Annotated in this window: 13 protein-coding genes; 10 read left to right on the top strand and 3 right to left on the bottom strand. The window is 58.0% G+C overall.

Annotation, left to right across the window (positions count from 1 at the left end):
- Positions 1 to 187: 187 nt before the first annotated feature.
- Positions 188 to 1876, bottom strand: a complete 1689-nt coding sequence (locus tag GGQ98_RS17350) for an FAD-binding protein (protein ID WP_184071801.1) — start codon at positions 1874 to 1876, stop codon at positions 188 to 190.
- Between the two features lie 244 nt (positions 1877 to 2120).
- Here GGQ98_RS17350 and GGQ98_RS17345 point away from each other — a divergent pair, with 244 nt between their 5' ends.
- The 9 genes from GGQ98_RS17345 to GGQ98_RS17305 all read left to right on the top strand — a co-directional run bounded on the left by GGQ98_RS17345 (position 2121) and on the right by GGQ98_RS17305 (position 12138).
- On the top strand, positions 2121 to 3218 hold the full coding sequence (locus GGQ98_RS17345) for an alpha/beta fold hydrolase (protein ID WP_341534252.1): 1098 nt from the start codon (positions 2121 to 2123) through the stop codon (positions 3216 to 3218).
- Positions 3187 to 3828: an EthD domain-containing protein gene (locus GGQ98_RS17340; RefSeq protein ID WP_184071798.1), complete on the top strand. Its 642-nt coding sequence runs from the start codon at positions 3187 to 3189 to the stop codon at positions 3826 to 3828. The genes GGQ98_RS17345 and GGQ98_RS17340 overlap by 32 nt, the downstream gene beginning before the upstream one ends.
- A 79-nt stretch (positions 3829 to 3907) precedes the next feature.
- Positions 3908 to 6154 (top strand): TonB-dependent receptor, encoded by a 2247-nt coding sequence (locus GGQ98_RS17335; protein WP_184071796.1) that lies wholly within the window; start codon positions 3908 to 3910, stop codon positions 6152 to 6154.
- 60 nt (positions 6155 to 6214) lie between these two features.
- On the top strand, positions 6215 to 6973 hold the full coding sequence (locus GGQ98_RS17330; protein WP_243451986.1) for a glucose 1-dehydrogenase: 759 nt from the start codon (positions 6215 to 6217) through the stop codon (positions 6971 to 6973).
- Positions 6974 to 7154: 181 nt separating this feature from the next.
- Positions 7155 to 8480, top strand: coding sequence for an aromatic ring-hydroxylating oxygenase subunit alpha (locus GGQ98_RS17325; RefSeq protein WP_184071794.1), 1326 nt, complete (start codon positions 7155 to 7157; stop codon positions 8478 to 8480).
- Between the two features lie 81 nt (positions 8481 to 8561).
- Entirely contained in the window at positions 8562 to 9500 is a 939-nt protein-coding gene (locus tag GGQ98_RS17320) for a LysR substrate-binding domain-containing protein (RefSeq protein WP_184071792.1), read from the top strand.
- A 17-nt stretch (positions 9501 to 9517) separates the two neighbouring features.
- Entirely contained in the window at positions 9518 to 10648 is a 1131-nt protein-coding gene (locus GGQ98_RS17315; protein WP_184071790.1) for an NADH:flavin oxidoreductase, read from the top strand.
- 10 nt (positions 10649 to 10658) lie between these two features.
- Complete coding sequence (locus GGQ98_RS17310; RefSeq protein ID WP_184071788.1) at positions 10659 to 11654, top strand: NAD-dependent epimerase/dehydratase family protein; 996 nt, start codon at positions 10659 to 10661, stop codon at positions 11652 to 11654.
- Positions 11655 to 11676: 22 nt separating this feature from the next.
- Positions 11677 to 12138: a MaoC family dehydratase gene (locus GGQ98_RS17305; protein ID WP_184071786.1), complete on the top strand. Its 462-nt coding sequence runs from the start codon at positions 11677 to 11679 to the stop codon at positions 12136 to 12138.
- 374 nt (positions 12139 to 12512) lie between these two features.
- Here the strand turns inward: GGQ98_RS17305 and GGQ98_RS17300 are convergent, their stop codons facing one another.
- Positions 12513 to 12917, bottom strand: coding sequence for an ANTAR domain-containing protein (locus GGQ98_RS17300; RefSeq protein WP_184071784.1), 405 nt, complete (start codon positions 12915 to 12917; stop codon positions 12513 to 12515).
- Positions 12918 to 13052: 135 nt separating this feature from the next.
- On the opposite strand from GGQ98_RS17300, the gene GGQ98_RS18560 reads away from it, so the two are divergent.
- A complete protein-coding gene (locus GGQ98_RS18560; protein ID WP_243451987.1) occupies positions 13053 to 13175 on the top strand; it encodes a transposase in 123 nt (40 codons plus the stop codon).
- 39 nt (positions 13176 to 13214) lie between these two features.
- Here GGQ98_RS18560 and GGQ98_RS18555 read toward each other — a convergent pair whose 3' ends face one another.
- A complete protein-coding gene (locus GGQ98_RS18555; RefSeq protein WP_243451985.1) occupies positions 13215 to 13625 on the bottom strand; it encodes a hypothetical protein in 411 nt (136 codons plus the stop codon).
- Positions 13626 to 13690 lie beyond the last annotated feature (65 nt).

Here is a 13690-nt window from a genome sequence, read left to right as displayed (position 1 = left end):
ATTAGTCGCCACGGCGCAACTCGCCCTTGCCATCTCCGCCTGCCGCCTCCGCCCAGGATCACGCCATCACGCAGCGGCCCGGTGAATAAGAGGGGTTTATGTTAGGAAAGGTACGGCTGATGAATGATTTATCCCCGGATGGCCGCGGCCCGAGCACGCCGGATGAACGCACTATAAACTGCTAGGATCAGCTATTCATGCCCAGGGCATGGCGTGTCGCAATATAGCTGAAGACCAAAGCGGGACCGATGCTCGCACCCGCACCAGGGTAGGAACGTCCCATGACAGGTGCGGTGATATTTCCAGCTGCATAGAGGCCCTCGATGATGCTTCCGTCCTTGCGCAGAACGCGCGCATACTCATCGGTCACCAAGCCTCCCCATGTACCGACATCGCCCGGGTAAGCGCGCATGGCGCGAAAAGGCGGTTTTGAAATCTCTCCCAAGTTCGGGTTGGGCTTGACGTTGCGATCCCCAAGGAAATTGTCCCATTTACTTCGACCGCGGTGGAAATCTTCATCCTGTCCGGTCCGACAGAAATCGTTGAACCGATCGACTGTCGCTACAAGACCTCCTGGTGAGATCCCGCATTTGGTCTCCAGCTCTTCGATCGACTGAGCTTCGACAATAAACCCCTGCTCGAGCCATTCAGTCTTGATTTTGCCTGGGCGCGTACCCGCCATGAAGTAGCGCTCGTGATGCTGTCTATCCATGATGATCCAGCTCGGGACAGCGCTAACCATTTTGTTGCGCTCGTACATGGCTTCCCCGACTTTAACGTAGGATGTCGCCTCATTCACGAAGCGTTGACCGTTGTCGTCGACGAGGATGGCATGCGGTTTGGCCATGTCGCCGAGTGTCCAAACCGGCGGCTGGCCCGGGGGCAGCGAGCTGGTGACCCAAACGGACAGATCCAGATGATTGGTATCAGCTCCCAATCGAATGCCTTCTTCCAGCATCTCGCCCGTGTCGCCAGGATTGGCGAAAGTCCACGCGGTCGAACCAGGCGCCCGCTGATATTTTGATCTCAATTTTTCATTTCGAGAGAATCCGCCGGCGTCGAGTAACACGCCAAGCTTGCTTCGAACCGTGCGCCGCTCGCCCTTGTGCAGTAAAACCACTCCGACGACACGATCATTCTCCACCAACATCTCTGTAACAGGGGCGTCAGTGACGATTTGCAGGCCATGCTCCAGCGCCAATTTGAACAGTCGGCCCTGGAGGGCCGCGCCCATCCCCACGAGCTGGCTGCCAAGCTTCTTTCGCAGCATTCGCAGTCCGACCTTCACATAGGCGCGCTTGCTGGCCCAGCCTCGTCCGCTCAGCGTGAGAAGAGTGGCTTCAGGCACTGCTGCAGGTATTTCCCCAGCCGGAAAACGAAGCATGGTGTCGGCATATTCACCCAGCTCGTTCAGATCGAACAGACGGGCGACTATGGCTCGGCCTCCACTGACGGCCCCTGGATACTCGCCTTCATGGTAGTCGGAATACCCTTCGGGGCTTTCGAATTTCATTCCTTCGGCCCTGAGGAAATCGATCGCCTCGGGTCCGCCGCGCAAATAGGCCTCGCGACGCTCGAAGGTTGAGCCGGGTGTGGGCTCCCCGGCACAAGCGTTAAGATAGGTTCGAGCATCTTCGTAGGAATCCGCCATTCCGGCTTCCTTCATGACCGAATTGTTCGGTATCCAGAGGACGCCGCCCGAAAGTGCCGTCGAGCCGCCGACTTTGCTCTCCTTCTCCAGAATGAGCACCGTCCGGCCGGTCGATTTGGCCAGGAGACCTGCGATGACGGCGCCGGCGCCACTTCCCACGACGACCCAATCATAGCTGTCGTGGATAGTGCCACTAGCTTCCTTCAACCGCTCGGCCTTACTCATTCCCATTCTCCTATCCCATTTATCTAGTATTCGACCAGTCAATATTGCCCGAGCGACAGGTGGTTTCCATTCGGTTCAAGGCTCAATTTAGCTTTAACCTTAGTAGCACGAACGACAAATACAATTTCTGGCAATAGACCGCACTTCCAGCAGCACCCTCAACGTCCCAGCTCGGAAAGCACTTCTATTCGAAAGGAAGAGGCTTGGCGAGATGCTCCGCGGAGCCCGGTCGGAGATCTGAGTGATGCGTGTTCGGCATCGGCCCGTGTCTTTTTTAGCATTTGAATTAGCGAATCTGATACTCGATAGTCGGTCCGCTATAGACTATGAAGGGCTCCTGCTAGTCCAGTCTCATTACGTGGATCTGACAGCATTCGGAGCGCGAGCTCAAATTGGCAAAGGTGGAGCAGAAATGCCTTGGGAGGATCGATACTGGACTTCCCGTGACGGGCTGAGGCTACATTATCGTGATTATTCCGGCTCCGATCGCAGACCGCCTCTTCTCTGCCTTCCGGGGCTTTCACGGAATTGCCGAGATTTCGAGGATCTGGCCGAGCGGCTTTCCCCAGCGTGGAGGGTCATTGCACCGTCGTTGAGGGGGCGCGGCCGTTCGGAGCACGCTGCCGATTCCGACAGCTATGTGCCACAGACATATGTCGACGATCTCCTCTGTCTCCTTTCCGATTTGGACCTCGGATCCGTTGTCGTCGTCGGAACGTCACTCGGTGCTCGACTGGCAATGCTCATGGCGGCTCAGCAGCCGCGCATTTTCGTAGGGGCCATACTCAACGACCTTGGCCCGGAACTTCCTGTAGTGGCGCAAGCCGGTATCGGCAGCCGGCTTGGCAATCAGCCCCGCCATTGGCCGGGACTGTTCCAAGCGATCGAAGCGCTATCGGCGCTTCACGCCGAAGCGCATCCTCATTTTGACGCGAACGACTGGACGCGCTTGGTAAGTCGCGTCTGTCGCGAGGAGGCGGATGGCAGCCTTTCTCTCGATTACGATCCGAAGATCCTTTCAACATACGCGAATGCCGCGCCTCCAACTCCGGAGGAAATGTGGCAAGGCTTCGAGGCTTTGTGCGCGGTTCCGGTGTTGAGCATTCGAGGTTCTCTTTCCACTTTGTTGACGCCCGGAATCCAAGCCATGATGGTACATAGAGCACCTCGAGCGATCTTGACTGCTACGATTCCCGGCGTCGGCCACGCGCCGACTCTCGATGAGCCCGAAGCCGTATTCGCAATCAACGCATTGCTTGATCGCATCGTCGCAGAGGCTGCGAACGGGTCGGCGGAGAAGGGGGGCTTGGATGAAAATCACCGCATTCGCGCAAGCGCCTGAAGGAACGGACTCCGCAGATTACAAGCAATGGTATCTTCAGAGCTTTGCGCCGTCCCTTTTGAAATCTCTTCCGCTCGATGGGCTGGCCGTAAACGTGATACGCCGCGCCGAAGCTCTCTATGAAGGCGCAGGGGCGCCGCCGATCGCCGATATCTATTCCGAATTCTGGTTTCCGGATGACCTTCTTTTACCCCTCGCCGAGATAATGCCGACAATGGGAACTCAGCAGGCGTTCGAGGTTGACGAGCGCGTCGAAAAAGCGGTGCTCGAGCGTAGACCCGGAGTGATGGAAGGCATCAAGCTTCTCTCGCCCCTTTATCCGGTCGGTGATGCACCCACGGACCAGAGCATCGGTTACTGGGATCTCCATGTCCCGCTCGCGCTTCGCGTCCATGCAGGAATGACGCGCTACGTGCGCGACATCGTCGTCAGGCCGCTCAATGGGGCGTCTCCAATTTTCGGCATCGCTTCGCTGCATTTTCCGAGCGACGACGCAGTGCGGGACGAATTCTTCGATTCACCGGACAGCATACCGGTCCACGCGGCCGACCTCGCCCGTTTTGTCGGTTCGGTCGTGCCCATGAGCGCAATTTCGCACGTGCTCCAATGAGCTAGATTTCAAGCCGACCAACGTTCCATGAATCAGTGATCGGGGGACAATCCCGGCGTCTTTAAGGGGAGAGAGAAAGATGATCCGCAACGCATTCTTAGCCGGCGCCAGCCTATTCGTTCTGTCGGTGGCTGCCGAGGCGCAAGCGCAGGTTCCAGCGACCGAGCCCGAGCAGCCGTCCACCAGCACTGGCGAGGAGCCGAACGAGGAGGCGGTCAGCCAAGATCTCGGGGAAATCGTGGTGACCGCACAGCGGCGGTCTGAGCGACTTCAGGACGTGCCCATCACGGTCACGACGATTTCGACCGTGGAGCTTCGTAACGCTGGCGTCACTGCGGCGCGGAACCTCCAGAACGTCGTCTCGGGCTTCAACTTCTCCGCCTTCGGAACGTCCCCGCAACCGTCGATCCGCGGCGTGTCTACGACGAATAGTCGACCAGGCGCCGAGAATCCGAACGCGCTTTATATCGATGGGATCTATTTCGGAGCACAGCCCGTCCTGGCCAATGATTTCGGCGACATCGAACGGATCGAGGTGCTGAAAGGGCCGCAAGGAACGCTTTTCGGGCGGAACGCGACAGGTGGAGCGATCCAGATCTTCACGCGCCAGCCCAGCTTCACGCCCCAAATGGATTTCACGCTGGAAGGGGGATTCTATACCGGGAGCGGCGAAAGTCACACCGCCGAGCATCTCAATATGAGGGCGTTCGTGACCACCCCGCTCGTCGACGACTTGCTCGCCGTCAGCTTCTCCGGAGGCTATAATTACACACCCGGTTACTACACCAATGTGTTGTCGGGGGAGGGTGACGGTGGAGTGTCTCAGCTTAGCGCGCGGGGCAAGGTACTCTTCACCCCTACCTCATCGCTCAAAATGACGCTCTCCGGCTATTTCATAAACAATCGTAGCCATGAGATGTTTACCGAGTTTGCGGTAAATGGGCTCAGTGTAGGCCTCCTTTTTCCTGGCTCTGCCATCGCCTCGAAGCCTTGGCAGACCGCCCCCGGAGACGCCTTCACCAAAGGTGATACGGAGATCTATGGCGGCTCCGCCAAAATCGAGCTTGATGTCGGTGCCGGAACACTGTCCTCCCTGACCGGATACAACAACCTCGAGATCAGCTCCCTCGGACCGTTCTACGCTGCTGCCGTACCTGATCTGTGTAGATTGCAATTCATATGCATTGACTATGGCCTGCTCTTTTCGACCGAGGAATTCTCGCAGGAGGTCAACTTCGCCTCACGGGATCTCGGAATATTCCGGTTCGTAACCGGTCTGTTCTATTATAAGGCCAACGGGGGAGCGATTGGGAGCATCCTGGAGCAATTCATCCCGGGTGGGTTTCGAGTTCAAGACGACACATTCAGAACGTCATCTTACGCCGCCTACGGGGAAGGGACGATCGAAGCGAGTGACGCGCTTTCTCTTACTGCTGGTGTCAGATGTTCCCGGGATATCATCGAAAACGGCAATCGCCTGATTGCCATCGAAGGAAAGAACACTTTCAACAGCTTCATCCCGCGGCTTTCTGTGCTCTACAAGCTTACTCCCGACGTGAATATTTACGCGACCTATTCTCAGGGCTTCAAAAGCGGTATCAGTGGCGCAGTAAACTTTGCGGCGCCCGTGCAGTTCGAGCCGGTTCGACCGGAAAAGATCACGGCCTACGAGGCAGGCATAAAATACGCGACACGCAATTTCGTCTTCAACCTTTCTGCCTTCTATTACGATTATAAGAACAAGCAGGAGCAAAGCTTCTTCGGAACTACGAACTTCACGACCAACACAGGTCCGGTGAAAATTTACGGCATCGACTTGGATGCCAACATCCGTTTGACGCCTGAGTTGACCCTCACGGGAACGTTCTCCTGGCTGCCGAAGGCCGAATATCAGAACTTCCCTAATGCGTCCGGTACGTCCACCATACTCGTGCCAGGGGTCGGGTATATTCCGGGAATTGGCAACATTCCGGGGGCGACGTTCGACGCTACGGGCACGCGCCTAATACGTTCGCCGGAGATAACGACCGCGGCCACCATGAGCTACCGAAAGGCAACGAACTCGGGCGAGTTCGATGCAAGCGCTACCGTAACATATACCAGCAGGACAGCGATCGAGATCACGCGCGCGATCGTGCAAGACCCCTATGCGACTCTTGCTGCTCAGGCGGGATTCAGGTTCGATAGCGGATTGCGTATCGGGATATATGGCCGAAACTTGACCAACAAGGATTACCTGGTTGGCGGTTTCTCCACCTCGGGCGGTTTCTTCGGCACCCCGACACCTCCGCGGGAGGTTGGGATTTCTCTGGGCTACAAATATTAATCCGACTGAAGCGAATGTTACGCAGCCAGGCAGCGTTGGTCATCTAGGAGGTCTTTAATCATGGTTATGAATCCCGCCGGGCTTGTCGCTGGTAAATCGGTGATCGTGACAGGCGGCGGCAGCGGGATTGGTCGCGCTACGGTCTTGTTGCTCGTCAACGAGGGCGCGAAAGTTGTCCTGGGTGATATCGATGTCGCCGGTGGCGAAGAGACTGCTCGGCTCGCGGCAGAGGCTGGCGGCGAGGCTGGGTTCGTTCGCACCGACGTGGCCAAGACGGCCGATGTCGACGCGCTCGTGAATCGCGCCGTTGCTCTTTTCGGTCGGCTGGACGGCGCGGTGAACAATGCGGGTATCGATATGGAAGCCGATCCCGCAATGCAGTGGGAAGAAAGCACCTACGATCGTATGGCCGAGGTGAACGGCAAGAGCATCTTCACCTGCCTCAAGCGGGAGATAGCGCAGATGGTGCCGCAGGCCGGGGGTTCGATCGTGAATATCGGGTCGATCGTGTCGTTTGCGGGCGCTCCCGGCCGACCCGCTTATGTCGCGTGCAAGCATGCTGCGATCGGGCTTACCCGCACAGCCGCGCTCGAATTTGCCAAGAACAATATTCGTGTGAATGCCGTTTGCCCCGGGGGGATCCTGACCCCCCTTATGGAGAAGGATCAGGCCTTGAAAGCGGCAGTGGCCGCGGCCAATCCGATGGGCAGGCTCGGCGATGCCAATGAGGTTGCGGAGGCGGTCGTCTGGCTGCTCTCCGACCGATCGAGCTATGTGAACGGTCACAGCATCGTGATCGACGGAGGCTTTACGGCGTGAGGATCGACAGCTTATTGTCCGCGCCGCAGTCGCGCCTCCCAAGTTCACGGACCCGCCGACGTGGGGCGGGAATCCGGCCCTGTCCAGAAACGATGGGTGGGATACTTTCCATCGTCGCGAGCGCGCATCTGCCGCAGAGCCGGTGCGCGGCGACGCTTCGGCCCCCAGTGAGGAGATTGTCATGAACCTGCATGAACGTGTGTCGCAGACCGGGGCGATGCAGTCCGGCATCGAGAAAGAAGTCTATTACTCGCCCGAAGTTGCCGAGCTCGAGAAGCAGCGACTATGGCCGCGGGTCTGGCAGGTCGCCTGTCGGGAAGAAGAGCTGCCGGACGTAGGCTCCTACGTGACCTACGATATTTTGGATGATTCCGTCATCGTGGTCCGGACCTCGGAGCACGAGATTAAGGCGTATAACAATGCGTGTCGTCACCGGGGTCGCCGTCTCACGACCGATTGCGGCCACGCAAAGACGTTCGTCTGCAGGTTCCACGGCTGGAAATGGAAACTGAACGGCGAGAATTACGACATCACCGACCGGGAGGATTTTGGCAATCTCGACCCCGCCGAATTGAGTCTGCTTGAATTCAAGGTCGGTCGATGGGGTGGATTCGTGTTCATCAACATGGACCCGGATTCTGTTTCCTTCGACGAATATATCGCGCCGGTGAAGCAATATCTCGACCCGATGGAGTTCGAAAAGCAGCGCTATCGCTGGTATATATCGGTTGAGGTCGAGGCCAATTGGAAAGATTGCCAGGAGGCATTTATGGAATCCTACCATGTCGCCTACACCCATCCAAAGCTCGAGCCTGTCATCGACAGCCGGTCCTATAGCCGGGCAGTCGGCGATCAGGGCCACGGTCAGTTGCGCTTCCGCAAAGGGCCGGACCAGGTTATCGGATATCATTTCGGCGGCAAGTCCGATCGGGATGGGCGCGACGCGGCTTTCGAAAGCATTCGCCAGCAAGCGCGCGACATCGACAGCATATTCAGCGACAGAGACGTTCAGGCCGCGGCGCGGATTCTAACCGAGCTGCCAGAGGGAACCGGCTACCAGGAAGCTCTGGGCGCAGCCGTCGGCTACATGCGCGAGGCGGCAATCGCAGCCGGGGCAGGTTTTCCCGAGATGACCGAGGAGCAAGCCTATGAGGCGGGCTTCGACTGGATGATCTTCCCCAATACGGTGAATGTCCTGTCACCGACGGGCGGGCTTTGGTATCGAAGCCGTCCGATGCGGGACAACAATCCGGATAAATGCGTGTTCGAAATGTACGCCTTGGAGCGTTTCACGCCAGGCTCCGAACCAAAGGTCGAAAAGAAGCATTTCCCGAACTGGCAAGACTTCCTGGACCTGCCGCCCTTCCTGATCCCGGACTTCATCAATATTCCGGAGGTCCACAGGGGTATCAAGACGAGAGGGTTTACCGGCCCCAATTTCAATCCCATTCAGGAAGCGATGATCGCCAACTTTCACCACGTCCTTCGCAGATATATTGACAGCTGATTTACGCTGCCGGATCGGGGTATCGGTAAGGCTCGATTCAAAACGGGCGCCACGAGGTTGATGCTTGGGATACTTTATTAGATGTCGAACGGGTTGGTGAATCTCAGGACGGTGCGGCACTTCGTGGTGGTTGCCGAAGAGCTTAACCTGCATCGCGCCGCTGAGCGGCTGGGAATCGCGCAACCGGCATTGAGTCGACAGATCAAGATTCTCGAAGAGAGTCTCGATGTCATATTGTTCGAGCGCCTTCCGCGCGGCCTGCGCCTGACCGATGCCGGCCGCCGTTATCTGCGTGACGGCCGAAACCTGCTCAGCATGTCCCTGCAAGCCAGCCGCGAAGCGCTTCTCGTGAGCCGTGGTTTCATGGGATCGATCAGGCTTGGCTTTCATGAAGTCGCGCATCGCTACGACGTTTTCAAAGATATTTTATCGACGTTTATGAAGCAATATGAGGATGTCCAATTTTCGTTTCGCACGATGTCGTCGCAAGAGCAGATAGACGCGTTGCTCCGCGATCAGCTGGACGCTGGATTCGTCTATGTCTGGAATGAATTGCCGCCGCAGCTGCAAGGCCATCGAATGCGGAAGGACAGTTACCTTCTCGCCCTTTCCCGCGACCATCCTCTCGCCGGGGCCGATTCTATCGATACCGAAGATTTAAAGGACGAACCCTTCATCTGGGTCGACCGATCGCGCAATCTCGCGCAAACCAATTCGCTCATGACGGCATGCGCACGCGCTGGGTTCGTCCCAAAAATAGTCCATGACGGCTTTAACAGCGAGGCGTCTATGCTCAGCCTCATATCGATCGGCGCCGGCCTGGCATTCCTGCCGTCATCCCTCAAGGAAACGGATCCTCCGATCGCTCTCATCCCGGTCCGCGGCTTCGATGTGGGCGTTGAGCTTCACTTGGTGTTTCGGGCAGGCGCCACCACGGAAGTGATGAACCGGTTCATCGAATGCGCCAAGTCCGTCGTCGAAGAAGGCGAGACGCTTTCGGCCGACGCGGCGAGGCCCTAGCTAAGGAAATCAACTGCATGGACAGCCAAGTGCATCTCGACAGTAAAGCGCTGTTCGATCCGATTACAATCGGGAAGCTTTTGCTGAAAAGCCGGATCGTCATGTCGCCGATGACGCGGTCAATGTCTCCGGGCGGGGTCCCGACCGCAGATGTCGCAGCCTATTACCGCCGGCGGGCAGAGGCGGACGTCGGCTTGATTGTCACTGAAGGAACCTGGGTCTCCCATCCGGGCGCATCCAATGACGACAATGTTCCCCGCTTTTTCGGTGAAGATGCGATGGCAGGCTGGTCCAAGGTGGTCGACGAGGTTCATGCTGCGGGCGGGCGAATCGTCCCGCAATTGTGGCACGTGGGCTTGTTCCAAACCGCTGCGCAGGCCGATGGCTCGGCAGCGTCTCGGCAGGTCGGACCCTCGGGTATGGTGGGTGCGATCGGAGAGGCACCGACGCTACGTGCCTCCGCAATGACCGATAAAGATATCGAAGATGTCGTCGACGCTTTTGGTTCGGGCGCCGAAACCGCGATGAAGTTGGGCTTTGACGGGATTGCTTTCCATGGCGCGCACGGATATTTGCTGGACCAATTCCTTTGGGCGATGACCAACATGCGCGACGCTCCCTATGGAGGGGGAATCGGCGATCGAGCCCGTTTTCCCGCCCAGATCATCGCGGAATGCCGGCGGCGAACGCATAAGGATTTTCCGATCATCTTCCGCCTCTCCCAATGGAAGCTTCAGGATTATGGCGCGAAGCTGGTCAGCAATCCTGCGGAAATGGAAACACTGCTGCGTCCTTTGATCGATGCCGGAGTCGATATTTTCGACTGCTCCCAACGGCGCTTTTGGGAACCCGAATTTGCCGGCTCGGACACGAACCTGGCCGGATGGGTCAAGAAGGTCGGCGGTCTGCCGACGATGACCGTCGGTTCGGTCGGACTCTCGACCGACCTGATGACGTCACTAAGGGGAATCGGAGGCGAGCCGGCCGGGCTGGACAGGTTGATCGAGATGATCGAGCGAGGCGATTTCGATCTTGTCGCCGTTGGAAGGGCTCTTCTGGTGGATCCGCGCTGGGCGCAGAAGATCCGGCAGGGTCGCTTCGACGAGCTGAGCTCGTTCAAGGTCGAGGCACTGGCGACGCTGACCTAGAAAGGGCGATTTGTTGCGCGCATGCGCAGCGCTCGGCGGTTCCCGAGCGCTTACCGCCGATGCCAAGGAGAAGTTGCCGATGAATATCCTAGTAGTAGGCGCGACAGGATATGTCGGTTCTCATGTTGCCAGGGCACTCATGACCGATGGGCACGAGGTGACCGGCTTGGTCCGGGATCCCGACAAGAGCAGGAAGCTGCAGGGGGACGGTCTCAAGACGATTATGGGGGATGTCGATTCCCTGGATGAAATGGCGGGTGATTTCGACGGCTTGGTATTTGCCGCGCAGCTTGCGCACGAGCATGAGGCTGTCGTCGTGGAAAAGATATTGCGCAGCTTCGCTGGCCGCGACAAGGCGTTCGTGTTCACCTCCGGCACTGCCGTGCTTTCACAGACGACGGGTGGCGATTGGAGCGAGGATACGTTCGCCGAGCAGTCCGAATTCGAACCGCAGCCGATGGTCGTCACCCGTTGCGCGACCGAGCGCCTCATCCGCGCCGCAGCGGATCGGCTCCGCACCATCATCATCCGCCCTCCTCTCGTATGGGGGAACGGTGGCAGCAGGCATGTGCCCTATGTCGTCGATTCTATCGGGCGCACCGGCAGCGCCTGTTACATCGGCGCCGGGCTCAATCTCTATTCGCATGTCCATATCGAGGATCTCGCCAATCTCTACTGCCTGGCAATCGCCAAGGGGATTTCAGGAGCCGTCTACCACGCTGTCGCAGGCGAAGAGAATTTCAGGACGATCGCGGACGCGGTTGCCGGCGTTGCGGGCTGCTCCACTCGCAGTATTTCCCTGGCCGAAGCGGGGGAAATATGGGGGGACTATCCCGCGCGGATCATGTTCAACGTCTGCAGCCGCTCGCAGGCACGCCGGTCGCGGGCAGAACTCGGATGGTCGCCCCGGCATTGCGATCTCATTCGCGATATCCGTCTTGGCTCCTATCGGGACCTGGCGGCCATGGCGTCAAGATCGGCTGGGGAAATGGTCTCGACGACGTAAAGCCGCTAGTTAGGACTCGCAAATGTTTGTGAATATCCTCTCCTTAGTTGAATATAAGGCCATAATATCGTCCCGGACATTCCAGTCGCGCTGGGTAGAAATAACGCAGTCGATGATCAACAGCTTCGCTGATGCGACGCTGGATCACCAGTTCATCCACACCGATCCGGAAAGCTCTTCCAAAAGCGGGTTTGGCGGAACCATCGCACATGGATATCTAACGCTCTCGCTCTTATCGACGCTCGCATATGAAGTCCTTCCGGTGATCGATGGTACGAAGTTGACTTTGAATTACGGGATGGATCGGTTGCGGTTCATCACTCCCGTCAGGACCGGAAAACGGATCCGGGGAAACTTCACAATTGAGGAAATGGCGGAGGCTTCTTCGAGGTCGTTCAGATCCTCGATAAATGTCTCCGTCCAGATAGAAGACGAGCCGAAGCCGGCACTGGTCGGCCAGTGGACTGTCGTGATGAAGATGTGAGGGTAAAACGACCCTCGCCGATCGCAAGTGCGCCTCGACGACAGGCGGTAGGGATAAGTTGTAGGATCTTCCAGACAGTCTGGTGCGACCCCACGGCCCGCCCAACGCTGCTCTCGGCCACATTTTTGCATGAGAAAGGCACGAGATACGGTCGGTGGTGCGGCCAAAGCGTCTCTTGGTCACGGCCTCAAACACATCATCCGCAAGTCACGGTGTTTTGGACCCGTTTCGCGCGATTCGGAGAGACCAAGAGTTTCTCTAGGGCATTGAAATGGCTGGCGCACCCGAGAAGATGAAAATGAGAATTGATTAATCATCGTGTGACGATCGCAAAAACCTGCGATCTGGCGGGAAACTTCAAAGAGCGCTTGTTTTCAGGACGCTTTGGCGCCCTTCGAAATCTCTGGATTGCTCGGCATGTTTTGCCGAACGAACCGGCGCTGCGGCGATACCTTGCACGGCAGAAGCTGCCGGGCGGGCTCGACGCGGAGGATGGCGCCGACGAACATAGCGATCGGGCTGGCAAGCGCGCGCGAGAAGGAAAAGCTCTCCTCAAGCTGGTCCCTGCCTGGATTGCCGAGGCTCATCAGCACCACGTCCGGCGCAAGCGCTTCCAGACGCGCCACGAGACCCGCCCGCTTCGCAAGAATCGCGACATCGGCAAGACCAGTCTCGCGCAGTCCCTGTTCGATGACAGCGGCCCGCGCGGCGTTTTCGTCGACGATAGCGATCTTCAGCCTGACCTCCTGTTGCACTGCAGCATAACTATGTGGAGGCATTCAATGTCAATCCTGAAGGATTTTCCGCTGCCTGTTGCGCCTGTCTTTGGAGTGGGCCCCTGGGGTCGGACAGGGGAGCAGAGTTGGATTGACCGGTAAGCCGTTGAGTTTAAGTGTCAGGTCGCACAGGATTTTCTGAACGGTGAGACACTTCACAGTCTCGCCAGGCGCCACGATATTTCCCGGCAGCTGATCCGAACCTGGGTGGAGAAGTACGAAGTCGGCGCCCTTGATGAAGATGCACGGGCGGCAATTTGATCCAGGCATATGAAGCGCGGATTGCCGCCCTCTAACGCCTTATCGGCAAACAGGCGCTGGAGCTGGAGTTTTTAAAGGGGCTCTGCGCGACGCGTCGCGGCCGATAAGCGCGAGTACATCCGTGATCACAGGCCCGGCGGGATGTCGATCGCCCGAGGATGTCGGCTGATGGGCATCGCAAGGTCCACATTCTACCACGACCTGGCCCAGCGGCTCGGCGATGCCGAACTGCTGGCGGCTATCACAACGATTTGCGCCGCGTTCGAAGCTTAAGGTTGGCGCCGTTTGCAGGCTGCGCTCCGCCACCAGGGCGTGATCGCCAATTATAAGCGGATCAAGCGCCTGATGCGTGACCATCACCTTCAGCCGCCCCGCCGCATGCGTTTTATCGCGACCACCGACAGCGATCTTAACCTGCCGGTGACGTGACCCCCTGGTTTCCACCAGCACGGATTAGAGTCCGGCAGCTTTGTTGCGCATGAGCGCGGGTTGAGCAATGGCCTGCGAAGCGGAGC

The sequence above is a fragment of the Sphingosinicella soli genome (genome assembly GCF_014199685.1).
GTDB lineage: Bacteria > Pseudomonadota > Alphaproteobacteria > Sphingomonadales > Sphingomonadaceae > Sphingosinicella > Sphingosinicella soli.
The sequence above is the reverse complement of the archived record's forward strand: the minus strand, read 5'-3'. Positions and strand labels throughout refer to the sequence as shown.

Excerpts from the sequence above, each read along its gene's own strand:
- GGQ98_RS17350 (WP_184071801.1), bottom strand. The coding sequence starts at position 1,876 with ATGAGTAAGGCCGAGCGGTTGAAGGAAGCTAGTGGCACTATCCACGAC.
- GGQ98_RS17300 (WP_184071784.1), bottom strand. The coding sequence starts at position 12,917 with ATGCCTCCACATAGTTATGCTGCAGTGCAACAGGAGGTCAGGCTGAAG.
- GGQ98_RS17320 (WP_184071792.1), top strand. The coding sequence starts at position 8,562 with ATGTCGAACGGGTTGGTGAATCTCAGGACGGTGCGGCACTTCGTGGTG.
- GGQ98_RS17335 (WP_184071796.1), top strand. The coding sequence starts at position 3,908 with ATGATCCGCAACGCATTCTTAGCCGGCGCCAGCCTATTCGTTCTGTCG.
- GGQ98_RS17345 (WP_341534252.1), top strand. The coding sequence starts at position 2,121 with ATGCGTGTTCGGCATCGGCCCGTGTCTTTTTTAGCATTTGAATTAGCG.
- GGQ98_RS17330 (WP_243451986.1), top strand. The coding sequence starts at position 6,215 with ATGGTTATGAATCCCGCCGGGCTTGTCGCTGGTAAATCGGTGATCGTG.
- GGQ98_RS17305 (WP_184071786.1), top strand. The coding sequence starts at position 11,677 with ATGTTTGTGAATATCCTCTCCTTAGTTGAATATAAGGCCATAATATCG.
- GGQ98_RS17340 (WP_184071798.1), top strand. The coding sequence starts at position 3,187 with ATGAAAATCACCGCATTCGCGCAAGCGCCTGAAGGAACGGACTCCGCA.
- GGQ98_RS17315 (WP_184071790.1), top strand. The coding sequence starts at position 9,518 with ATGGACAGCCAAGTGCATCTCGACAGTAAAGCGCTGTTCGATCCGATT.
- GGQ98_RS17325 (WP_184071794.1), top strand. The coding sequence starts at position 7,155 with ATGAACCTGCATGAACGTGTGTCGCAGACCGGGGCGATGCAGTCCGGC.